Below are 22,174 nucleotides of genomic sequence, written 5' to 3'. Positions count from 1 at the left end.
AGTTTATTAAACTGGCACTTTAGTATTAATTTTCCATAAAAGTAACGCAAGAACCAAATGTTCTAGTGCCGTGATTTATTAGCGATCGCTCAAGTTCCTCAACGCAACCCATTATGTTACAAACAATTCAAGGAATATACAGGAACGGCAAAATCGAATTAGCTGAAGTGCCACAAAACATTACTGAAAGCCAAGTTTTTGTAACTTTTTTAACTTCTCAACCAGTCAGTTTAGATAGTCAGCTTATGTCTTTTGGTATGTTTTCAGGTTCTCAGCAATCCACTGAGTCTGATTTCAAAGATGCTGAGTTGTAGAGAGTCAAGGAAATCAAGTAGCTTTATTAACTTGCGATCAAAATATTTTTGCTGCAAAGTTGGTAACAATTATTTGGTAATTATTTTGGTTTGCGATCGCTAGTTCAATTTTACAGCATACAGAAAGTTTTGAGTTGGTCAAATTTTAGCTAAAATGTTTTAGTGCCATGATTTATTAGCGATCGCTCAACTTCCTCAACGCAACCCATAATATGGCAAAAGATTTGTATCACGAGCAAGTTAAACGCGCTCTTGAAAAAGACGGATGGCAAATAACTCATGATCCATACGAATTGCGTATAGGTGGGGTTGAAATGTATCTAGTCATTGGGGCGGAACAGATGATCGCTGCCCAAAGGGGAAATGATAAAATTGCGGTTGAGGTGAAAAGTTTTATTAGTCCCTCAAGGATTTCTGATTTTCATTTAGCGCATGGACAGTTTTTAGATTATCGCTATGCTTTAGAAGATGAAGATCCAGAGCGAATTTTATATTTAGCAGTCCCTCGTTTTGTTTATCAAACCTTTTTTAACTTAGCTTTTATTAAAAGTGTAGTACAACGCAGTCAAATTAAGCTTTTAGTTTATGACTTAGAAAAGGAGACGATTGAGCAATGGATAAAGTAGCTCTCTACAGGCAATATATTCAACAACTAATCCAAGCAAAAGCCGATCGCTCGATGAAATCTGCAAAGGATGTTGAGGCTCAACCTATTTTTGATACGGAACGCGATCGCTATCAATTGGTGTATGTGGGTTGGAAGCAGAATGATATCAGAGATTATGGATGTTTGCTACATTTGGATATTAAAAATGGCAAAATTTGGATTCAATATGATGGTACGGCAGATGGAATTGCCTATGAGTTATTAAAATTGGGTGTACCGCATGAAGATATAGTTTTGGGTTTTCAACCTGCTAGAGTGCGCTCTGATACTGAGTTTGCTGTAGGTTAGGTTTAAATATTGATTGATGAATAGCGATCGCTAGTTCAATTTTCATTAAGTCAAAGGCGGGTATCATTTCAACCTATGCGATGGTCGCTTTGCGAACCGGCGAAGCCATCGCCCCTGGAGTGAGAAAAGTCTATTTAACAGGGGGAAGCTTTAGTTCTATGCCTAATTTGCTTCCTATTTCCATAACATCCTTTGTAAAGCCTGTCATACCTGCTATCGGGGCAGCGACTAGAGTACCAGCAGCTATTAAAGCTAGTAGACGCTTTTTGAGTTTGGGTAAATTGCGTTCTTTTTCTGGCTTTTGAATTTCTACTTCTACATCATCAATATCGATGATAATGTCGTCGTGGGTTTCTCGTGGAAATTGGGCAGCAGTTTGGCGTAAGTTGCCGATCAATTGCATTAGTTCTGCTACGCTTGCGCCGCTTGTTTGATTAAGGTTGCTTACTGTGGCTTGGGCTTGGTTTTGAGCGACAAATCCAATAGTTGCCTCGTTGAAGTCATTTTCGTTTTTATCACCTTGGATTTTATCACCTTGGATTTTATCACCTGCAACATTATCGCCTTTGCCGTATTGATGGATGTTGTTAGACATAGTTTTTAGGGGTTTGTAATGGAGTTTGAGGAGTTGATGGGCTGGTAAGGCTTGCATGGCGTATGTTTGACCGTCATCATCGCTAAATTCTACTTCGTATACTTCGGGGGCGAGGATTTCGACAATGGTTCCCACTTGACCTGCAAGGAGGTTATGTTCGGATAAGGGAGTTTTAAGTGCAACAATATCTAATAAATTGAGTTTGTTTGGGGTCGCAAGCATGAGCATTACCTCAAAATATAGCAACTAACGAGACGGGGAAAATCTTCGGTGGGGTGGACGATCCAAGTTGTGCGAATGTTAGCAGTGTTTTGGTTGCGGGTGATAGGGAAATCGACGATATAGCGTTGACCATATTCATCTAACAGGCTGGGAATCGCTTCATAATTCTGAATCGCATCTTGGATTAGCAGTTGCAAAATTTCTGCATCATCCCTACCTAAATCTAGAATAGCGGCAAACAGTCTGGCTTTGTGCTTTCCGCGATCGTGTTGGGAGTTGAGGCTATAGTTTTGCAGTTTGTTGCGATCGATAAAGGCTAATTCAAAGTTGGGTAACTTCATCCTGTTTTATTGCCTTCGACCTCATCCCCACCAAAATTATCGCCTTCTCCATATTGGTTATCATGTCTAATATTAAAATTATAAGTAACGTTAGGTGCATAATCAGATGAGTTTTTCTGAGTTAATTGTGGTTGCTGCTGACTCTTAGCTAGTAATTGTTCAATCTTCATACGGTCATATTTATCATCACAAATACATTGTAGTAAAATTTTATACAAACTTTTGTCATCTTCTAAATACAAATCGAATAATGTTGTGTTGTATTTTTTTAAAAAGTGTTCTTTATATTGAATTAGTCGATTGTTAAACACATTTTGATCTAATTTAGTAATAGTAACTTTAGTTTTTGTCTCCAAAATATTGCACCATTCAATAGCTTTTAAATAAAGAATACTAGAAAAATCATTTATTAAAATTACATTAATTATAGCTTCTAGATTTCTTGTGATTTTTTTTAATTCTTCTTTATAAGCATCCTCCGATTGGGATATGACAAAAGATTGGAATATGACAAAAAAATGTTTTCTGATATATTCAGGATTTTCTTTATAATTTATATCTTGATCGGGAAGAATATTAATGAGAATTACAATTCTATTTTTTGCGTGAGCCATTCCTAATTTATAACAATTTCCATAAGAAATATTTCCTTCATAGCCAATAATTAAAATGCATTGTTCTTCAATAATTTTATTAATTTTTTTGATGTTTATTTTATCGTAATCGTATGTAATGCCTTCACATTCAATACTAAATGATTCAATAATATGCTGAGTAATAAATTCACATAATCCTTCCTGAGACTGAGGAAAAATTACATAGATGTGGTAATCAGTATTCATTATCTTTAGTCAAAAAGATTGTATATTGGATATTTTTTATATGCATTTATTTTTCAAGAAGAGAAGATATATCAATATTTATTTGGCTTTCTACAATATCCTCATAGCTGGGTACGATAAAAGAATTAGATTGCTTTTGACGAACATAAATTTGCTCATATCCATCTAAAAGTTGACGCAAATCGAGTTTTAATTTTAGTTTACCGATAGTGACTGTGCTTTCACCCATTGCCTGAAGTCCCAGAAGTTCTTGGTAATCGAGGGGCGGATGATTGGGATAGTTGGGGACAGGAACCCATTCCGTAATTTCGAGATTGGGGAGAGTAGAGTGGATTTTGTGGAAGACATCGCGGAGGATACCGAGAAATAAGCGGCGGGTTTCTTTGCGTCCGCTAATAGTGATGAAGATTTTTTTGTCTTCGGGATCAGCTTTGATCCGAGCGATGTTGTAGATTTCGTTGTTTTCTTGATATTGAAGCATTACGCCACTGCGCCAATAGATTTGGTTATGAATTTTTTCGTGGGTGTTGACGATGAAGCGGAAGATAATGCTTTCGGGGAGAACTTTGTAATGGTATTGAAATTCCAGGGTTTCGCCTTCGAGTTCTGTTTCGTCTGGTTGGTCTTTTGGCAAAAGTCCTGCAATCAGGAATTGTGGTGGTTTAGAATCTAATTCAAAGCAAAGCTCAAATTCTTTCATCAGCTCGATTAAATAGCCGTGACGCTTGGTAGGGTAACGCTCTGGATTGAGGATGCGGGTGAGATCATCGGGGGTGAAAATGCCTTTGGTTTGAGTTTTGAGATTTTCATCGCTCAGGAGCGCGTAAATGCCTTCTGTAACCCAGTTGGGTTTGAGAACATTGGTATCTTTGAGGATGGGGTGATCGCGGAAGTTGAGAACTAAGCCGAGTCGATGGAGGAGATCGATCAGTTGCTCTTGGTTTTGTTCTTCGGGAATATTGTTTTTGTAGCAGATGCCGATATAGCTACTGTAGCTGATGAAGTCTTCAGTCATGGATTCGAGTTTTTGTTTAACCTCAAACCATGAGAGAGGTAGAAGATCGTAGACTTCTTTGAGCTTGCCGATTTGCTTCAAAATAGCGGTGCGAAGTTCATTAATGCCGATATTGTCTTGGCAGGAGGTTTCGATAATGGCTTGGATGTTAGGATATTTTTCGCGTAATGCCTTGCGGTTTATGTCGAGGGGTTGTTCGTCTTTTTTGTTGCCAACGATAATCACGGGGGACTGTCCGCCGAAGCTTTCGATTAGTTTTAGCCAATATTCGATGCGGTTTTCTTCTTCGCTGGTGCGACAATTACAAACTAGGAGATAGAGGCTACGTTTAGTCAGAAAAAATTGATGGGTAGCATGATAAATTTCCTGTCCGCCAAAGTCCCAAACATTGAGGCGGATGTCTTTACTATTGACCTGCACGTTCCAAGTTTCTACATTGAGTCCGTCAGTTTGGGATTGATTTTCATCATATTTATCGCGGATTAGTCGCTCGATGAGCGATGTTTTGCCGACGCTACCTTGTCCGATGAGCAATAGTTTGGCTTCGTTGAGTGGACGCACTTCACCGCTACGGAGTAATTGCAAGTAATTGAAAATGTCTTCAACTGAACCAACATCATTAGAAGATCCTAAAATCTCTGGTGAAATAGGAAGCGGATTTCCCCGTAAATCTAGTTTTTCCAAGTTCGGCAAACTTTCGATCGCCTCTGGAATCTGGGTAATTTGGTTGCCACTGAGGTCAAGCTGCGTCAGATTGGTTAAATTAGCGATCGCCTCTGGAATCTGGGTTATTTGGTTGTAACTGAGGACAAGCTGCGTCAGATTGGTTAAATTAGCGATCGCCTCTGGAATCTGGGTTATTTGGTTGTAACTGAGGACAAGCTGCGTCAGATTGGTTAAATTAGCGATCGCCTCTGGAATCTGGGTTATTTGGTTGTAACTGAGGACAAGCTGCGTCAGATTGGTTAATTTAGCGATCGCATCAGGTATTTCAGTTAGCTCTACTCGAATTAAAATAAGTTCCTCTAAATGTAGTATTTGCGTTACCACATCAGGAATGCTCTCTAAAGGATTGCCACTAATATCCAACTTACGCAAATTAGGCAAACCCAATAGTTCCAGAGGAAGGGTTTTTAAATTGTTGCCCGAAACCTTTTGGAGATAGCGGCCTCCTACTTCTTCATAACCTTTAACCTTCTTTCCCAAAATCAAAGACTCAAGCTGCTGCAACTTACCAATTTCCACAGGTAACTCAGTCAACTCTTGCCCCGACAAGTCTAACTCTTGCCAATCCTCAGCCACGGCGCGATCTATCAGTACCAACAACTCATCCTGCGTCATAATTCAAAGGAGAACGGTAAAAGGAAAGAAGATTGATGAAGATGATCTTAACTGATTAGGGAAAATGCTAGACCATCATTTTTTGGCGATCTGTCAGTTCGCTGTTTGGGATATTGCGGATTTAGAGGATGTTTGAAAAGTATTTGACTGTGATTTTAGGTACTTATCGATCCCCCCTAACCCCCCTTAAAAAAGGGGGGAACCGGAATCAAAGTCCCCCTTCTTTAAGGGGGATTTAGGGGGATCTAAAACGTTTTGATACTTACAATAGGACTTTTAAAACATCCTCTTAAGCGATGCCTGGGTTGGGCTACGCCAACGCGCCTTGAGATGATGGGAAAAGGCGATGTCTACGACGGGCTACGCCTACGCAAAACATAATAGCCATCATTACCAATCAGCTTGAATTGCTTTCTGTAAATCAGCCGCCTCATCATCACTCAAAATACCCGCAAATTTTGCTAGAGGATGATGACTACGCGTTGTCTGAACCCGATGCAAAAAATCTAACATTACTTTAATTAACTCATCTGGAACCTCTGCAAGTTCTTGGATAAGCTGCTCGCGGCTAGTCATACATTTGCCCTCTTTAGCAAAGTTTATCGTCAGTATTATAACGAATCAGTCTCAAAATGAATTACACAGGTTTAGCGTAGGCGTAGCCCGTCGCAGACATCGCACCTTGAGGCTATCTCTGTTATTATACCTGCGATCAATTTTTGGCATTCTTTACAAAATAGATTGTTAAGTTTTATATCGTATTCAATCAATTCATTCAGGAAATAGAACAACCATCCGTCAGACTAATACGGATATGGAAGATAAAACAAAATTGACGCTAATTAAAATTATTCATACGTTGACATGCTCCCTTCTTCAACTTTGTGATTTTCTATATGCTTTATGCTGCGTTCGCAAATAAACTCGATCTCTGGCTCTGGATTGGTTATGGATTTGTATTTCTAGAAGGGCTAACCCTACTAACGTTTAAATTACACTGCCCATTAAATCTGCTTGCCCGCAAATATTCAAATTCCCAAAAGGACAATTTTGATATTTATCTTCCAAGTTGGTTAGCCAAATATACTAAGTCAATTTATACAACTATTTTCGTAATCATTTTTATCATCACAATCTATCAAATTCTGAATTAACAACTATAGGTAAGCATCATGTGGATGAAATGGATTGCAATGATTGGTGTTTTAATCATAGTCTGCCTCGGACTTGCTGCGATCTATGGTAGCTATCGCTGGCAGTCAAACACTGATAACTTACGAGCCAAATTAATAAATGGACGGCGAACAATTAAGCCCCAAATCTATGAGCAAAAAGAAATCGAAGGCTTACCAGATCCCGTACAGCGATTTTTCAAGACAGTACTCAAGGATGGACAAGCGATCGCCTCTGCGGTCAAACTATCTCAGCAGGGACAGTTCAATATGAGTGAAACTGAAGATAAGTGGAGTCCGTTTACTGCCACTCAACTTGTGATTACTCAGCGCCCCGGTTTTGATTGGGATGCACGTATTCAGATGGCTCCAGGACTGAACGCCTTTGTTCATGATACCTATCTGTTAGGGGAAGGCAGCTTACACGCATCATTACTCGGTCTTTTCACCGTTGCAAAAATGCACGGTGCGCCTGAATCGAACCAAGGTGAATTATTGCGGTTTTTTGCTGAAACTACTTGGTATCCCACTGCCCTATTACCGAGTCAGGGTGTGCGCTGGGATGCAATTGATGACACCTCCGCTCGCGCTACTCTGACCGATGGGGCAACCACTGTCTCCCTTGTATTTCAGTTTAATGCTGAAGGGACGATCGCTACTTGTCGGGCTGAGGCTCGTTATCGTGACAAGCTGACTGCTATGCCTTGGGTCGGTCGATTCTGGGAATATTCAGTTCGTAATGGGATGCTTATTCCCTTAGAAGGCGAGGTGGGATGGGAGTATCCAGAAGGCACTCGGCTCTATTTTAAAGGAAGAACTACAGAGATTCACTATGAGTTCGCGTCTTGATGGACTGCAATCAAAACAAACATCAAAAAGTCTGTTACGACTAGCGGAGCGTGACTATGCAGGAATTTCTATTTGCTCTCACACTATCAGCTTTGCCCGTTGTCAGCAACTTCATGGGAGCAATGATTGCTGAAGCCTTACCGTCATCAAAACAAACATTAGGACTTGCACTGCACGCTGCTGCTGGGGTGTTGTTGGCGATCGCATCTACCGAACTGATACCGAGAGTTGCGATCGCCAAACCTGTTTGGGCAGCTATTTTAGCGTTGTTTTTGGGTGGAGCTTTTTTTGTCTGGATTAATCAGCTTCTCAATTTAAGCAAAAATCGACTGCGTGGCGTTGATCATAATAGTGTCAGTTGGGTGATTTTTCTCAGCATTGCCATCGACTTATTTGGCGATGGCTTAATGATTGGCACCAGTTTAACGATCGCACCTCATCTTGGGGTAGTGCTGACATCGGGGAGAGTTGTGGCTCACATTCCCGAAGGATTTGTCACCAATGCAGAGTTTAAGAGTCAAAATATGCCGCGAACACAGCGATTTTGGTTACTTGCGGCATTTCTGATTCCTGTTTGGCTGGGTGCGACGCTGGGCTATTGGGGGTTGCGCGGACAAACTGATCTACCCAAGTTAATTGTACTTGCATTTACAACAGGCACTTTAATGGTGGCGATCGTTGAAGAAATTCTGCCGGAAGCCCATCAAACTCAAGATACAAACTTATCTACCTTAACGTTTATCGGGAGTTTTGCACTTTCAATGTTGTTCTCATCTTATCTTGAATAGTTGAAGCCTGAGCAAATGCAGTCGTTAACTTCTTTTAATTTTATTCTTGATGTTTTGTGAGTTGTATTTTTCACTTGACTATTAGAGCATTCATGACGTATTTTTTAAATAAAATGATTTCCAATAACAAAATATGCCTAGCAAACATAGAGCTATTGATCCTCCTAATATACCTTCATCTGAAACAATGAATCAGGGGATACCAGATAACCAATTATATGAATTAGAAAGCTATAAAAATGTACACTTATCAAATTGCCAGCTTGAGGGAACTAAAGGAGTAGATTTTCAGTATGCATACTTTGATAATGTTAAAGCTATAAATACCTATTTTAAAAAACTTACTCTGCAAGATGTTAGAATTGATAAAAGTGATTTTGCCAATACTGAATGGGAAGAAGGCTCAATTAATAGAGTTGAGTTTATTAACTGTAGGCTACTAGGATTTCAAGGAATAAAATCCAGATTTAAAAATGTTATTTTTAAAGGCTGTCAAGGACAATTATCACAATTTAATTTCAGTAAATTTGATAATTGTATTTTTGACAATTGTATCCTTGAAGATTCTACATTTCTAGAGTCTTCTCTGATAAATGTAAAGTTTATCAATTGCCAAATGAATAATGTTATCCTTGCTGATGCTAAATTTAAAGACACAGATTTTCGAGGTTCTAATATAGAAGGTTTACAAATTAATATAAATCAGCTTAAAGGTGCAATTTTAGATTTATTCCAAGCTGCTTATATTCTTCAAAGGTATGCAAATGTAATAGTTAAAGCTGTTAATGAAGAAACGACAGATAAAGATTTTGAGAATCGGGAGTAGCTACCCACCGCAAAATAACCTGCAATCGAGAGGTAAGTAATGCCAACTGCAACAGACTTTAAAGACTACTATGCCATTTTGGGAGTAAGCAAAACCGCAACCCCTGAAGAAATCAAACGGGTTTACCGCAAGCTTGCCCGCAAATATCATCCTGACCTGAATCCTGGAGACAATGACGCAGAGACAAAGTTTAAAGAACTGAATGAAGCGAATGAAGTACTCTCTGATCCAGAGAAGCGGCAGAAGTACGATCGCTTTGGTCAGCACTGGAATAATCCTGGTTACACTGAAGCGCCGCCACCTAGCGGAACTAATGTTGGTACAACTGACTTCGATCAGTACGGCGATTTTGATTCGTTTATCAACGATCTACTGGGTCGATCGAGACGTAAAACCCCTACTGGTGGCTTTGATGATTTTAATGGGGGATTTCGTTCTCAAGCACCCGCACCGGATACTGAAGCCGCGATCGCCCTCACATTTTCCGAAGCATTTCACGGTGTCCAAAAACGGCTACAACTCGACGACGAAACCATCAACGTCCGTATTCCCGCAGGTGCAAAACCAGGTAGTAGAATTCGGCTCAAGGGTAAAGGTCGTCCTAGTCCGTTCTCTCAACAGCGCGGCGATTTATATCTAACTATCGAGGTGTTAACCCATCCCTTCTATCGATTTGAGGGCGATAACCTCGTTTGTGACATTCCCATTCGCCCCGATGAAGCGGTTTTAGGGGCAGAAATCAGCGTCCCAACCCCCGATGGCAGCGTGACGATGAAAGTTCCTAAAGGGGTGCGATCGGGGCAATCCCTGAGACTGCGCGGCAAAGGCTGGACATTGCCAAAAGGGGGACGAGGTGACTTATTTGCCAAACTTCAGATTGTCACGCCGCAAGACCTAAGTGCGATCGAACAAGAATACTACGAAAAAATCCAGGCAAACACTAGCTTTAACCCACGTACCCAGTTAGAGGAGATTAAATTATGACTAGTATTTCCTTAGTGGTACAATCCAAAATCTAAAATTCTCAAGCCCCTAAATTTATCTCTGGGGTCAATCCAAAATCCAAAATCTAAAATCCAAAATTGTATGACCTTCAGCCTTTCAAAAACCGTGCTTTCACTCCAAGGTGAGCAACTCTACAGCTTTGAATATGCTGCATTGCTCACTAAGACTTCGATTACACTGGTGAAGTTTTACGTTGAGTTAGGCGTAATCGAACCCATCGGTGATTTACTGCATTCCCGCGAGATTGCGCGAATTGCTCAGATTCAACGCTTGCGTCGAGATTTGGGGCTAAACTTAGTCGGAGCAGCAATGGTGCTAGATATGACGACTGAAATTGCCCAATTACGGGCACAGCTAAAGGTGTATCAGTCTCATCCCTCTAACTCATTATGAGCAATCTGAACCAACGGTCAAAGCCGGCGTTAGATCAAGAGCGCAGTGAAGTGCTGCAACAGTTGGAAGATTGGCTAGAAACGCCGATGCTGTTGCTGGGCTTTGCTTGGTTGGGACTTTTTATCGTTGAGCTAGTTTGGGGATTGAATCCTCTTTTAGTAGCGATCGCTGCCATCATTTGGATCGCCTTTATCGTAGATTTTGGGATCAAATTTCTCCTTGCTCCCCGCAAAATTTCTTACCTCAAACACAACTGGTTAATCGTCTTTTCTCTGCTGATCCCGGCTGTGCGAACCTTTCGGATTGTGGGAGTCATACAATCTTTGCAATCAGTTCATGTGGTTCGTGGGTTACATTTGTTGGGAGTTATGGCACGAACCAATAGAGGAATGCGGTTACTCGCCACAAGTGTTCAGCGTCGAGGAGTGGGCTATGTGGTGGGATTAACTGCGATCGTCATCTTGGTTGGAGCAACTGGAATTTATGGGTTTGAACACAAACTTTCTGTTGGTACTGTTGGTATAACTGACTATGGCACTGCCCTGTGGTGGACGGCAATGGTGATGACCACGATGGGATCTGATTACTTTCCAAAGACGGCAGAAGGAAGGGTATTATGCTTTTTACTAGCACTGTATGCGATCGCGGTCTGTGGTTATGCAACGGCAACGCTAGCAGTATTTTTTGTTGATCAAGATGCCGAGAATGATCAAGCAGAACTGGCAGGTGTGAAATCAATTAAAGCCTTGCAAGCAGAAATTACCTCGCTGCGAACTGAGATTCAAGCCTTAGCACGACAAGATTTAGACCAATGAATCCACAGTCCAGATTAACGTTTATGTTACCTGAAAACTTCCTCAAATTTGGCATTTAACATTAAGTCGGATTGATCTGTTTTTTATGTTTCATAGGAAAAAGCGGGATTATGGTTTCTACTGTTGATCTCAATACCGTGGCTGGCTTATCTGAGCTTGAAGCAATCGCTCGGCTCAAAGACGAAGGCTACAATGAACTCCCCTCGGCTCGCTCTGGCAGTATTTTATTGTTCGTTTGGGAAACCGTTCAAGATCCGATCTTTCTCTTGCTGGTCAGTGGTGGTATCATCTATTGGATTTTAGGCGACCTACAAGAAGCCCTGATTTTGCTGGGTTTCGTCTTCTTCATCACCGGGATTAGCCTTTACCAAGAAGGTAAGACCGAACACGCCCTAGAAGCCTTGCGCGATCTTTCCAGTCCTCGCGCCTTAGTGATTCGGGATGGAGAGCGGAAACGGATTGCGGGGCGAGAAGTTGTTCGGGGAGATGTCTTAGTGTTGGCAGAAGGCGATCGCGTTCCTGCCGATGCAATGGTACTATCTTGCACAAATTTTTCAACCGATGAGTCGTTATTAACCGGCGAATCACTACCCGTTCGCAAAGTTGCTGCCGCCGGTACCGTGGAAATGGCACGTCCAGGGGGAGATGAGTTGCCCTTTGTATATTCTGGAACTTTAGTAGTTCAGGGACAGGGAATTGCTCAAGTCCAAGCGGTGGGCGCTCAAACAGAGATGGGCAAGATTGGCAACGCTTTGCAAAAAGTGAAGCCGGAACCGACTCCCCTACAACAAGAAATGACTCGGTTGGTGAGCCGTCTGTTTGGCATCGCTTTATTATTGTGTGTGGCAATCGTTGTTATTTATGGAATCACGCGAGGAGATTGGCTCAAAGGATTTCTCGCAGGTATTACCCTAGCAATGGCAATTTTGCCGAATGAATTTCCGGTTGTCGTGACTATTTTCTTAGCCTTGGGAGCATGGCGAATTTCTCAGAAACACGTTTTAGCTCGTCGCGCTTCCGCCGTGGAAACCTTGGGTTCTGCAACGCTTCTGTGTGTGGATAAAACTGGGACACTGACGCTGAATCAGATGGCTGTACAACAGCTATTTGCATACAACTATGCAGAAAACCCTCACCCATATAATTTGGAATTGCATTTACGAGAGTCGCTCCCCGAAACGGTTCATGAATTAGTCGAGTTTTGCATTCTGGCGAGTCAGAGAGATCCTTTTGATCCAATGGAGAAAGCATTTAAGGAATTAGGCGATCGCTATCTCGCACATACGGAACATCTGCATGATGATTGGATACTGTTGCGAGAATATCCCCTCTCACCGCAGCTATTGGCAATGTCTCACGTTTGGCAGTCAGCCGATGGTAAGCAGTATGAAATTGCCGCGAAAGGAGCGCCGGAAGCGATCGCGGATCTCTGTCATTTCACACCCGAACAGCAGACAATTATGGCAGCCCAAGTCAGTGAAATGGCAAATCAAGGATTGCGTGTGTTAGGCGTTGCCAAAGCCTCTCTTGTTGATGCGCCGCCGCCATTTTTACCGCCTCATCCGTCGCTTAATCCAAATCATTTACCCGATGAACAACATGACTTTCCTTTTCAATTTATCGGATTAGTTGGACTGTCCGATCCAGTGCGTCCAAATGTTGCGGCGGCAATTCAAGAATGTTATACCGCAGGTATTCGAGTAGTTATGATTACAGGTGATTATCCTGGAACGGCTCAAACTATTGCTCGTCAGATTGGATTGATGCAAATGGGAGCCATTCTGACGGGAGCGGAATTGGATCTGATGAGTGACGCTGAACTCCAACAACGTATTCAAAGTACAAATATCTTTGCACGAGCCGTTCCCGAACAAAAATTGCGCTTAGTTAATGCTTTGAAAACCAAGGGTGAAGTCGTTGCCATGACTGGGGATGGTGTGAATGATGCCCCGGCTCTCAAATCTGCCCAAATCGGGATTGCGATGGGACAGCGAGGCACAGATGTTGCCCGTGAGTCGGCGGCGTTAGTGTTATTGGATGATGATTTTTCATCCATCGTGCAAGCGGTGAAACTGGGACGGCGAATTTTTGATAATCTCCGTAAAGCAATGGCATATCTGATTGCAATTCACATTCCCATCGCTGGGATGTCTTTGATTCCAGTCTTGTTTAAGTTGCCGTTAGTATTACTTCCCGTTCACGTTGCCTTTCTACATTTAATTATTGATCCAGCTTGCTCGATTGTTTTAGAAGCCGAACCCGCAGAAGCAACGGTGATGCAGCGTCCTCCCCGCCACCCCAAAGAACCCTTATTTGGTAGGAAAACTTTGGGTTTGGCAGTGCTGCAAGGGGTGGGAATTTTAGCGATCGTTCTCGTCATCTTTGTGGTTGCGCTATATCGCCGACAAGGCGAACTTGATGCCCGTGCGTTAACGTTTACGACGTTAATTTTGGCAAATTTAGGACTCATTTTGAGTGAAAGTTCTTCATCTCGCCTCAGCCTAAAAATCTTAAAATCTCCTAATGCTGCCCTTTGGTGGGTGATTGGTGGGGGACTGGTTTTTCTCGCGATCGTCTTGTATGTCCCGTTCTTGCGTCAATTGTTTAGTTTCTCCTTCTTGCACCCAATCGACCTGGCAATTTGTTTGGGGGGTGGGGCGATCGCTCTGCTTTGGTTTGAACAGTTAAAGTTTCTCAATCGAACCCAACGAGTTATTAAATCTAAATCAGGAAACTCTATCTAAGAAAATCTTCCTCAAGAACAATACCTTCGCCAATTTTAAAGGTTAAGCTAACAATAAACTACCTTGCAAGTGGCAGAACGATCGCCATATTAATCAAGCCTTGCTCAACGATTGAAGTTAAAGGTTTAAATTTATTTACTTAGACCTATTAATAAGTAGTAAGGCCAAATCGTCTACGCATCTCATTTGCCTCTGTACCCGATCCAATCAAGGATACAGAATTAAAAAATGCCAGATGAATTTTCATAGATACTTAGTTAGATGTAACTAGTGAACAAAGGAGATATCAATGAGAACAAAAGTAGGGCTGTGGATTGACCATAGGAAAGCTATTGTCGTGGCTGTTAACGAGAAAGGGGAAGATATAAAAGAGATAATATCGGAAGTAGAAAAACAGCCCCGGCGTTCTGGTGATTCACCTCTTAAGGGTGCTTACGAATCCCATCAAGTACCCGCAGATGATAGCCTCCAGAGAACTTTTACAGGAGAACTTAATATTTACTATGATGCCGTCATTGCATATATTCGTGATGCAGAGTCTATTCTGATATTTGGCCCAGGTGAGGCAAAGGATGAACTGAAAAAACGTCTTGAAGAAAATAAGCTGGGTGGCCACGTCGTAGGCATTGAAACAGTTGACAAAATGACGGATCATCAAATCGCTGCCAAGATTCGACAGCATTAAACTATTTTAGTTTTATCGAACAGAATGGGCTAAACTCTTTTATTACTCTCGTCAGATTAAATTTGAAACCCTATTTTGGTGTTAGTCCGCGTGGTGCGCGTGGCGCAGCGCAAGCGCGATAGGCGGACGAAAGTTTGTATAGCCGCGATTTCTAATCGCCAGGGCTAGGGCGTGTTTTCAAAGTCTTAGATCCCCCCAACCCCCCCTTAAAAAGGGGGGCAAAAAATTTATCAAAGTCCCCCAATTTATCGGGGGATTTAGGGGGATCTAAAAAGTTATGAGACTAAACGATTAGTTTGAAAACACGCCCTAGATGCAAGATATGAGTAAACCTTAGCTATCCGCTAACAGAATTGAATTACTCTTGATGCTTTGTTGTAAGGGACTTCCAGATAAAAAAATATTCAATTATTTATTGTGGGGTGGACATCTTGTCCGCCCCACAAGATTGGATAATTTATTTCTTGGAGTTCCCTAAGTAAGCTCCTTTGAGGAGTTATATTTATGCTCAACTTGCAATAAAGCCAAAATGATATCTAACCAAGCTTCTGAGTGTCTTAAGCAAAATGCGGAAAGAATTATGCAAATATGGGAGGTGCGGGCGCGTGATGAAGTTGCTGCATCAATCCATCAAAACTCTCTTCTCTTGCAGGATTCGCTACCTCAGTACTTAAACCAACTGGTCGATGAACTCTCCACCAAGATTCATCGGACACTGAAGCGCATCGCTACCGACAAGTCAGAAAGCACTCGGATTTGCAACCAGCATGGGCATGAACGGGCAAGTTATGTTGACTACTCCTTAACCCAACTCATAATGGAGTACCAGATCCTCCGTCAAGTCATCTTTCAAGTTTTAGAGGAAGAAGCGGCATTAGGAGTGCAGGAGCGAGACATCATTATTAACTCTATTGAGCTAGCCGTTAATGACGCTGCCTCTCAATTTTCTCAGACCCTACGAGATATTCAAGACCTATTTACGGTAACGCTAACTCACGACCTCAGAGGTTTACTCAATACTGTAAAATTAGGAACTCAACTGATGCAGCGTCGGGTTCAGCTAAGTGATAATCACGTAGATGTCGCAACGAGAATAAACAATGCGATCAATCGGATGGATTCGATGATTCAAAATCTGCTCGATGCAAGTCGGTTGCGGGCAGGGCAGAGCTTAAAGCTTGAATTTGAAGAATGCTATTTAGACAAGCTAGTTCAGAACGTAGTGGAGGATTTGAGCTTCGTTTATGGAGACAGGTTTATTTTGGTCTCTGATTTTGATATCAGGAGCAATTGCAGCCGTAAAGAAATACGGCGGGTGATTGAAAACTTAGCCATTAACGCTGTGAAATATGGCGATCGCAGCACGCCAATTATACTCACGCTCCAGCAAACTGAAACCCACATCAGCCTCACTATACACAATGAAGGCAATCCAATTTCCCTAGACGCTCAATCAATCCTATTTCAACAATTTCGCCGAACCATCTCTGCTGAGACTGAAACAGGATGGGGATTGGGATTATTTTTAGTAAAAAGTATTATTGAAGCGCATCAAGGGACAATTGAGATAGAAAGTGCGGAAGGGAAGGGAACAAGCTTTATCGTTAAGTTACCAAAGGTTATTGTTTAGTGTAAAAAATCATGAATCCCCAACTCTCTACGTTTTGGAGCTTATCCACGGATCAGGTGCTTCAACAGATGCACTCTACAACCTCCGGGTTAAGCCGTCAAGATGCCAAACAGCGCCTAAGCGAGTTCGGCGCAAACAGCCTCAAACAAAAACACAAATCGAGCGCATGGATGCTGTTGCTTAATCAGTTCAAGAGTCCGATTATCTTGATTCTGATTTTTGCGGCGGTGCTATCGATTTTTCTGAAAGATGCGGCAGATGCCATAATCATTTTGACGATCGTTTTCATCAGTGGGTTATTAGGATTTTGGCAAGAGCGAGGAGCTTCAAACGCCGTCGAAAAATTATTAGCATTAGTGCAAGTTAAAGCAACTGTTTTAAGAGATGGTCAATCTCAAGAAATCCCCAATGAGGAAGTAGTTAGGGGCGACATTGTGTTGTTGAGTGCAGGTAAAAATATTCCGGGCGACTGTCTAGTTTTAGAGTCGAAAGATTTATCGGTGGATGAAGCAGCACTGACAGGAGAAACCTATCCAGTTGACAAGCTCAGTGGCGTATTGCCGGCTGAAACTGGACTGAGCCAACGCACCAATTCCCTCTATCTGGGAACTAATGTAATTAGTGGAACGGCAAAAGCAGTAGTCGTTCATACTGGGAAAGAAACTGAATTTGGCAAAGTATCGGAACGCCTGAAACTCAGACCGAGCGAAACGGAATTTGAAAGGGGACTAAGCAAGTTTGGCTACTTTCTGATGGAAGTAACGCTAATTTTGGTAGTGCTAATTTTTGTTGCTAACGTCTACCTCCATCGCCCAGTCCTGGAATCATTTCTATTTTCTCTGGCGCTGGCGGTGGGTTTGACTCCTCAATTACTACCTGCGATCGTCAGCGTTAATCTGGCTCGTGGTGCCAAGAAAATGGCGAAAAAACAGGTGATTGTGAAGCGCTTACCCGCCATTGAAAACTTTGGCAGTATGAATGTGTTTTGCACCGATAAAACAGGTACGCTGACGGAAGGAGAGGTGAAAATTCACTCTGCGGTTGATGTGGAGGGGAAAGAAAGCGATCGCGTTCTACTTTACGCTTATTTGAATGCTGCATCTGAGTCAGGTTATGTCAATCCCATCGATGCAGCGATTCGTGAATACAAAACATTCGATATTTCTGGCTATCAAAAGTTAGATGAAGTGCCTTATGATTTTAACCGCAAACGTCTAAGCATCTTGTTTAAAACAGAAAATACCCATCTGATTATCACTAAAGGCGCACTAAAAAATATTCTGGATATTTGCTCAACCGTTGAGACTGGTGAGGGAAAAGCGATCGCTATTGCAGATCAGCGACAAAAACTCCACCAACAGGCTGAAGACTTGGGCAGTAAGGGATTTAGAGCCTTGGGTGTGGCTTATCGTGATTTTAATCAAGATTCTTTCAGCAAAGACGATGAAACAAACATGACATTTCTCGGCTACCTCGCTCTCTTCGATCCGCCCAAAGTTGGCATTGCTGACACCCTCAAAGAATTGCAACTGCTAGGAATCACCCCGAAGATGATTACCGGAGACAGCAAGGCGGTTGCTATGAGTATCATTCAGCAGGTAGGATTGCCCCAACCAAAGGCGTTGACAGGCTCCGAACTAGAAAAGCTCAGTGATGAAGCCTTGATGCATCGAGTACAAGATACAAATGTTTTTGCCGAGGTAGAGCCAAACCAAAAAGAGCGCATCATTATCGCCCTCAAAAAAGCGGGGAATGTAGTTGGATATCTGGGAGATGGTATTAACGATGCCTCTGCGCTTCATGCTGCTGATGTTGGCATTTCAGTCGAGAGCGCAGTCGATGTCGCTAAGGAAGCTGCTGACATTGTGTTGATGGCAAAGGATTTAAATGTCCTCATCGAAGGCGTAAAGGAAGGACGAGTGACGTTTGCCAACACCTTAAAGTATGTATTTATGGCAACTAGCGCCAATTTTGGCAATATGTTTAGTATGGCGGGAATTTCTCTGTTTCTGCCCTTTTTGCCGCTTCTACCCAGTCAGATTTTGCTGACGAACCTACTCACCGATTTTCCGGAATTGACGATCGCAACAGATCGGGTAGATAAGGAATTAGTCAACAAACCTCGCCGGATGGATATCAAGTTTATCCGCAACTTCATGATTGTCTTTGGTTTGTTGAGTTCCATATTTGATTATCTCACCTTTGGGGCGCTGCTGTTGCTGCTCCACGCTCAACCACAACAGTTTAGAACAGGCTGGTTTTTGGAATCTGTAATCTCTGCGTCGCTGGTTGTGCTAGTCGTTCGCACCCGCCAATCCATTTTTAGCAGCAAGCCAGGAAAATACTTGTTGGCGGCAACACTGGCGACTATTGGAGTGACAATCATCATTCCCTGGACACCGTTAGCAACCCTACTGGGATTTCAACCATTGCCGTTGAATTTTGTGCTGGTTCTGGGAGCGATCGTGTTATTCTATGTGACTGCGGCTGAGAATGTCAAACGAGTGTTTTACAGCCACGTAAAATTTTAATCTCTCAGTTCATGGAGAAGCTTAGTCCATTAAGAATTACGAATTACGAATTACGAATTACGCCAAGGGCTTGTACAAAAAAGCTATTCATCTTCGTCTCCTGATGGCCTTTCGCTCTCGCTTTGTTGGCTGTTCCACTCCAAAACAATACGCTCTAGCATTTCATCCTGCGTACAGTTATTGACAACAGCATATTCCTTAATTAACTCTGTTACTTTCAGACTAATGTGGCGTATATCTAGTGGGTTATTTCTTGCCGTTTTCATGATCTTTTACCAGAATGTTTAAGCAGTTTTGCTGTTTGTGTTACTAACTCTTTCACCAAAGGCTTTTGGATATACAGACGCGAGAGCCTTCAGTATTGCCAGTAAAAGCGATCGCTGGAATTTCTCTTTCTTTTGGAGACATAAATGTTCTGACTTTTCGTATTAGCCCATAGCCATCTTCTCTTGGTATATTAATTCCTCTAATTAGTACTAGTTTATCGATCATGATAACTAATTGATCGAGGTCAATTGGTTTAAGCAAATATCTTTCAAACTCTATCTCTGAAATTTGGTCAATAGTCCCTGTGGCAGAGGTTGAAGTCACAATAATTGGAATATGATTCTTGCTGTGTGCTTCGATAGCCGTCAATTTATTGAGCAAAGTATAGACACTTTCACCTAAGAATCTTATTTCACAGATTATCATGTTGGGGACAAACCAAGTCAGGATTTTTAAAGCCTCCTTGATGGAGCATGTTGCGATCACATTTGCGCCAAAATGTTTGAGAAAGATGGTATATAGCACTCCACTATCGAGATCGTTGTCTACAACGAGTATCTTTACACCTTTGAGTATCCCAACTTTGAAAGGAGAGGCAATAGTTAAATTCATAACAAAACCTGCGATTAAGATTTTAAGTGCAAAGCGGGATTGAAAAAACCGTAACTACAAGGGAGGCTCAATAAGCGGGTAGTCTGAATCAAAAGTAGGAGAGAATCATTTGAATGGTTCAGATGAAACATTCTGCTCCTGTACTATGATTTAGTGTTGTTTGATTTTGTGAATTAGTTGATTAACTACGACACAAAACTTAATTCTTGATGATTTTTGCAATCCAAACCTCTTTCAGGAATTAACCAAAAGAATTATTGCCATTCCCTGTCCTCAAGTTCCTTTATCGGCAACAATAAAGTGGCTTCAATTTCTTGCCTAATAGCAGCCGTCACCTCACAATTGCTATGCAGGCAATCGAGTAGTAACTGATTAGCATCATAGTAGCGTTGCAACACTTGCTCTTGCTCAGAGCTAAACTGCCACTCGTGGTTAATGTTGCGATAATTAACGACCGTCTTCTTTACTTGTTCAGCCCAAGCTGAATAGTTCGTTTGCGACCATAGCTCAAACCGTTGTTGACTTTGACCAGAATTTGGCAATTCGTCAGAGAGTTGTTGCAGGGATTTATGGAGTCCAACATCCAGAACAATACCCAGAATGTTGCTCATAGCATCTCCACAGGCGTGGATGTGAGCAAAGTCCTGGTTTCCATCAATTGCACACTCTATCAGCAGGTCATCTAATGCCGCATCCAGAAACATCCCTTGGTCGAGGCTGCTGGCTAGGGCAAAGTGAGAAGCTATGTGAGGAGTCCGACTCAAGGCTAGGTAAAATGCTCTCACTGTCGCATCTTTTGATTGGGTAGGAATACTGCGAGATTTTTGGCTAGCCCAGGTCAAAAACTCTTGTAAATAAGCATCTTGGGCAACGAGTGTATCAATCTGTTGCTTCATCAACTGTACTAGAGAGTCTGCACTCCTGAGCATGGTGGCGGTTAACAAGAAGATTTCGCGCCAGTGCGGGTCGGTGATATGATTGACCAGACCGGATAGCGCTTGCCCAAATGCCTCTAAGTTATGGCTGGCAACGATTTTCCTCGCTGTGAAGTATTCTTGAAAGGCTAGATAGGAGAAGGAAAAAATTCCCCGCGCCCGTTCTGCTAGTAGCCCATGTTGAGCCTCCATTGACTTCAGCGCTGCTTCGCTTTCTATTTGCAGTTCTTCTGCATCCATTGGCATGTTGCTGAGATTCTGAATATAGTCACCAATATATTGCTCAACGATGCGTTGCTCAAAAAAGTACTGACCCTGCTCAAATGTCGCGGCTGCAATCTGACTGAATAACTTGAGTTTTTGTGATAATAAAAACCCTCGGTAAACGTCATCCCGTTCAATGCCTCTGGCTTCATCCCATTTGCCTAATAGAAGGTCTAAACCTTCCTTATAAAAGTCAGTCCGCTTAGTCGGAAATTTTCCTTTACCGTGAAACACCCAACAGGCAAGATGCAAAAATAGGGGTGTGACGACGAGTTGGCGAAATTGCCAATTTTCATCTAATTCCAACTTTTGAATAAACTGAACGGACTGCGCCTGACCATCTTTTTGGCTGGTCTTGCTAAAAACCATAAACCATTTTTGAGCGAAGGCTCGGATTTGTTCTAAGGTAAATGGGGCAATTTCAACATCGGTAAAGCCTCGGAGTCTGAGTTTTTGAGCTGCTGTTCGACAGGTCGCCACGAACCGATTTTTGTGATACTTCTCTGAAAATCTGCGAATTTCGCTTAAGACAGCATTGCTCTGTTGGTTGAGAACTTCATCCATACCATCAAGCAACAGTAATACCCTACCTTCATTCAGCAAGGTTTCGATGACTGAGGGATCGGAAATTCCAGATGTGATAAATTCCTGGCGGATGTAGTTTAATAGGCTGAACTCGTTGGTAATTTTAGACTCTTGGGCAAAGTTTCTCAGTGTGATCAAGACTGGTACTTGATTTGCCGCAAATGCGCTTTGGTTACATTGAATGGCAAGATGTTGCAAAAAGGTGGTTTTACCTACTCCTGGTTTACCTAGTACCCTAATTTTGGAGTAAGTTTCAATTGCCTGTGTACCAGGTATTTGTTTCTCGTCAACTTCACCTAAGCCAATACGGTCAAATTCTTTGGGAGCAAGGTTTTGCAGATCGGTGATTTCTAACCACTGAAGGCTGGCAATTGACTCCAAAATATTCACATCTATATATATGTCATCGATCGCAACGGGACGGCTAATATCCAATAACTGCAAAATA

21 protein-coding genes are annotated in these 22,174 nt (G+C 42.1%); 13 read left to right on the top strand and 8 right to left on the bottom strand.

The annotated features are described in order from the left end of the window. Window positions 1-113: 113 nt before the first annotated feature. From HWQ37_RS32650 to HWQ37_RS32640, 3 genes are all read left to right on the top strand, one after another. Window positions 114-314: a hypothetical protein gene (locus tag HWQ37_RS32650; RefSeq protein ID WP_292755268.1), complete on the top strand. Its 201-nt coding sequence runs from the start codon at window positions 114-116 to the stop codon at window positions 312-314. A gap of 212 nt (window positions 315-526) precedes the next feature. After that, complete coding sequence (locus HWQ37_RS32645; protein WP_292755266.1) at window positions 527-940, top strand: XisH family protein; 414 nt, start codon at window positions 527-529, stop codon at window positions 938-940. After that, window positions 928-1,269: a XisI protein gene (locus tag HWQ37_RS32640; RefSeq protein WP_265271247.1), complete on the top strand. Its 342-nt coding sequence runs from the start codon at window positions 928-930 to the stop codon at window positions 1,267-1,269. The genes HWQ37_RS32645 and HWQ37_RS32640 overlap by 13 nt, the downstream gene beginning before the upstream one ends. A gap of 130 nt (window positions 1,270-1,399) precedes the next feature. Here the strand turns inward: HWQ37_RS32640 and HWQ37_RS32635 are convergent, their stop codons facing one another. From HWQ37_RS32635 to HWQ37_RS32615, 5 genes are all read right to left on the bottom strand, one after another. After that, window positions 1,400-2,086, bottom strand: coding sequence for a DUF4926 domain-containing protein (locus tag HWQ37_RS32635; protein WP_292755262.1), 687 nt, complete (start codon window positions 2,084-2,086; stop codon window positions 1,400-1,402). A gap of 5 nt (window positions 2,087-2,091) precedes the next feature. Then, entirely contained in the window at window positions 2,092-2,427 is a 336-nt protein-coding gene (locus HWQ37_RS32630) for a DUF6883 domain-containing protein (protein WP_292755260.1), read from the bottom strand. Next, the gene (locus tag HWQ37_RS32625) at window positions 2,424-3,269 is read right to left on the bottom strand and encodes a hypothetical protein (protein ID WP_292755258.1); all 846 of its coding nucleotides are present in this window, start codon (window positions 3,267-3,269) and stop codon (window positions 2,424-2,426) included. The genes HWQ37_RS32630 and HWQ37_RS32625 overlap by 4 nt, the downstream gene beginning before the upstream one ends. A gap of 46 nt (window positions 3,270-3,315) precedes the next feature. Then, complete coding sequence (locus tag HWQ37_RS32620) at window positions 3,316-5,625, bottom strand: COR domain-containing protein (protein ID WP_292755257.1); 2,310 nt, start codon at window positions 5,623-5,625, stop codon at window positions 3,316-3,318. Window positions 5,626-6,015: 390 nt separating this feature from the next. Next, the gene (locus HWQ37_RS32615; protein WP_292755255.1) at window positions 6,016-6,201 is read right to left on the bottom strand and encodes a hypothetical protein; all 186 of its coding nucleotides are present in this window, start codon (window positions 6,199-6,201) and stop codon (window positions 6,016-6,018) included. A 596-nt stretch (window positions 6,202-6,797) separates the two neighbouring features. On the opposite strand from HWQ37_RS32615, the gene HWQ37_RS32610 reads away from it, so the two are divergent. The 10 genes from HWQ37_RS32610 to mgtA all read left to right on the top strand — a co-directional run bounded on the left by HWQ37_RS32610 (window position 6,798) and on the right by mgtA (window position 19,063). Then, window positions 6,798-7,646, top strand: a complete 849-nt coding sequence (locus HWQ37_RS32610) for a DUF6920 family protein (protein ID WP_292755253.1) — start codon at window positions 6,798-6,800, stop codon at window positions 7,644-7,646. A gap of 56 nt (window positions 7,647-7,702) precedes the next feature. Beyond that, a complete protein-coding gene (locus tag HWQ37_RS32605) occupies window positions 7,703-8,434 on the top strand; it encodes a ZIP family metal transporter (protein WP_292755252.1) in 732 nt (243 codons plus the stop codon). Window positions 8,435-8,567: 133 nt separating this feature from the next. Beyond that, on the top strand, window positions 8,568-9,260 hold the full coding sequence (locus tag HWQ37_RS32600) for a pentapeptide repeat-containing protein (RefSeq protein WP_292755250.1): 693 nt from the start codon (window positions 8,568-8,570) through the stop codon (window positions 9,258-9,260). Window positions 9,261-9,299: 39 nt separating this feature from the next. Next, window positions 9,300-10,244, top strand: a complete 945-nt coding sequence (locus HWQ37_RS32595; protein ID WP_292755248.1) for a DnaJ C-terminal domain-containing protein — start codon at window positions 9,300-9,302, stop codon at window positions 10,242-10,244. A gap of 102 nt (window positions 10,245-10,346) precedes the next feature. Beyond that, complete coding sequence (locus tag HWQ37_RS32590; protein WP_292755246.1) at window positions 10,347-10,658, top strand: chaperone modulator CbpM; 312 nt, start codon at window positions 10,347-10,349, stop codon at window positions 10,656-10,658. Further along, the gene (locus tag HWQ37_RS32585; RefSeq protein WP_292755244.1) at window positions 10,655-11,473 is read left to right on the top strand and encodes a potassium channel family protein; all 819 of its coding nucleotides are present in this window, start codon (window positions 10,655-10,657) and stop codon (window positions 11,471-11,473) included. The genes HWQ37_RS32590 and HWQ37_RS32585 overlap by 4 nt, the downstream gene beginning before the upstream one ends. 110 nt (window positions 11,474-11,583) lie before the next feature. Next, on the top strand, window positions 11,584-14,217 hold the full coding sequence (locus HWQ37_RS32580; RefSeq protein ID WP_292755242.1) for a cation-translocating P-type ATPase: 2,634 nt from the start codon (window positions 11,584-11,586) through the stop codon (window positions 14,215-14,217). A gap of 289 nt (window positions 14,218-14,506) precedes the next feature. Then, window positions 14,507-14,902 carry a hypothetical protein gene (locus tag HWQ37_RS32575; RefSeq protein WP_292755240.1) on the top strand — a complete coding sequence of 132 codons (396 nt, stop codon included), beginning with the start codon at window positions 14,507-14,509 and terminating at the stop codon, window positions 14,900-14,902. 580 nt (window positions 14,903-15,482) lie between these two features. Next, window positions 15,483-16,532 carry a sensor histidine kinase gene (locus tag HWQ37_RS32570; RefSeq protein WP_292755238.1) on the top strand — a complete coding sequence of 350 codons (1,050 nt, stop codon included), beginning with the start codon at window positions 15,483-15,485 and terminating at the stop codon, window positions 16,530-16,532. A gap of 11 nt (window positions 16,533-16,543) precedes the next feature. Then, window positions 16,544-19,063 (top strand): magnesium-translocating P-type ATPase, encoded by a 2,520-nt coding sequence (mgtA, locus tag HWQ37_RS32565; protein WP_292755236.1) that lies wholly within the window; start codon window positions 16,544-16,546, stop codon window positions 19,061-19,063. Between the two features lie 83 nt (window positions 19,064-19,146). On the opposite strand, the gene HWQ37_RS32560 is transcribed toward mgtA, so the two are convergent. The 3 genes from HWQ37_RS32560 to HWQ37_RS32550 form a co-directional block, all read right to left on the bottom strand. Then, complete coding sequence (locus HWQ37_RS32560) at window positions 19,147-19,329, bottom strand: hypothetical protein (protein ID WP_292755234.1); 183 nt, start codon at window positions 19,327-19,329, stop codon at window positions 19,147-19,149. A 52-nt stretch (window positions 19,330-19,381) separates the two neighbouring features. Then, window positions 19,382-19,942, bottom strand: coding sequence for a response regulator (locus HWQ37_RS32555; RefSeq protein ID WP_292755232.1), 561 nt, complete (start codon window positions 19,940-19,942; stop codon window positions 19,382-19,384). A 254-nt stretch (window positions 19,943-20,196) separates the two neighbouring features. Next, on the bottom strand, window positions 20,197-22,174 hold a 1,978-nt coding region (locus tag HWQ37_RS32550), incomplete at its 5' end, for an NACHT domain-containing protein (protein WP_292755231.1).

This window comes from Nostoc sp. NMS4 (genome assembly GCF_017115095.1).
GTDB lineage: Bacteria > Cyanobacteriota > Cyanobacteriia > Cyanobacteriales > Nostocaceae > Nostoc.
This window is presented reverse-complemented; position numbering and strand designations above follow the sequence as displayed.

What these genes read in the sequence shown, in the direction of transcription:
- HWQ37_RS32615 (WP_292755255.1), bottom strand. Translation starts at nt 6,201, where the DNA reads ATGACTAGCCGCGAGCAGCTTATCCAAGAACTTGCAGAGGTTCCAGAT.
- HWQ37_RS32650 (WP_292755268.1), top strand. Translation starts at nt 114, where the DNA reads ATGTTACAAACAATTCAAGGAATATACAGGAACGGCAAAATCGAATTA.
- HWQ37_RS32640 (WP_265271247.1), top strand. Translation starts at nt 928, where the DNA reads ATGGATAAAGTAGCTCTCTACAGGCAATATATTCAACAACTAATCCAA.
- HWQ37_RS32635 (WP_292755262.1), bottom strand. Translation starts at nt 2,086, where the DNA reads ATGCTTGCGACCCCAAACAAACTCAATTTATTAGATATTGTTGCACTT.
- mgtA (WP_292755236.1), top strand. Translation starts at nt 16,544, where the DNA reads ATGAATCCCCAACTCTCTACGTTTTGGAGCTTATCCACGGATCAGGTG.
- HWQ37_RS32595 (WP_292755248.1), top strand. Translation starts at nt 9,300, where the DNA reads ATGCCAACTGCAACAGACTTTAAAGACTACTATGCCATTTTGGGAGTA.
- HWQ37_RS32620 (WP_292755257.1), bottom strand. Translation starts at nt 5,625, where the DNA reads ATGACGCAGGATGAGTTGTTGGTACTGATAGATCGCGCCGTGGCTGAG.
- HWQ37_RS32590 (WP_292755246.1), top strand. Translation starts at nt 10,347, where the DNA reads ATGACCTTCAGCCTTTCAAAAACCGTGCTTTCACTCCAAGGTGAGCAA.
- HWQ37_RS32625 (WP_292755258.1), bottom strand. Translation starts at nt 3,269, where the DNA reads ATGAATACTGATTACCACATCTATGTAATTTTTCCTCAGTCTCAGGAA.
- HWQ37_RS32630 (WP_292755260.1), bottom strand. Translation starts at nt 2,427, where the DNA reads ATGAAGTTACCCAACTTTGAATTAGCCTTTATCGATCGCAACAAACTG.
- HWQ37_RS32605 (WP_292755252.1), top strand. Translation starts at nt 7,703, where the DNA reads ATGCAGGAATTTCTATTTGCTCTCACACTATCAGCTTTGCCCGTTGTC.
- HWQ37_RS32580 (WP_292755242.1), top strand. Translation starts at nt 11,584, where the DNA reads ATGGTTTCTACTGTTGATCTCAATACCGTGGCTGGCTTATCTGAGCTT.
- HWQ37_RS32585 (WP_292755244.1), top strand. Translation starts at nt 10,655, where the DNA reads ATGAGCAATCTGAACCAACGGTCAAAGCCGGCGTTAGATCAAGAGCGC.
- HWQ37_RS32600 (WP_292755250.1), top strand. Translation starts at nt 8,568, where the DNA reads ATGCCTAGCAAACATAGAGCTATTGATCCTCCTAATATACCTTCATCT.
- HWQ37_RS32570 (WP_292755238.1), top strand. Translation starts at nt 15,483, where the DNA reads ATGCAAATATGGGAGGTGCGGGCGCGTGATGAAGTTGCTGCATCAATC.
- HWQ37_RS32555 (WP_292755232.1), bottom strand. Translation starts at nt 19,942, where the DNA reads ATGAATTTAACTATTGCCTCTCCTTTCAAAGTTGGGATACTCAAAGGT.
- HWQ37_RS32610 (WP_292755253.1), top strand. Translation starts at nt 6,798, where the DNA reads ATGTGGATGAAATGGATTGCAATGATTGGTGTTTTAATCATAGTCTGC.
- HWQ37_RS32645 (WP_292755266.1), top strand. Translation starts at nt 527, where the DNA reads ATGGCAAAAGATTTGTATCACGAGCAAGTTAAACGCGCTCTTGAAAAA.
- HWQ37_RS32575 (WP_292755240.1), top strand. Translation starts at nt 14,507, where the DNA reads ATGAGAACAAAAGTAGGGCTGTGGATTGACCATAGGAAAGCTATTGTC.
- HWQ37_RS32560 (WP_292755234.1), bottom strand. Translation starts at nt 19,329, where the DNA reads ATGAAAACGGCAAGAAATAACCCACTAGATATACGCCACATTAGTCTG.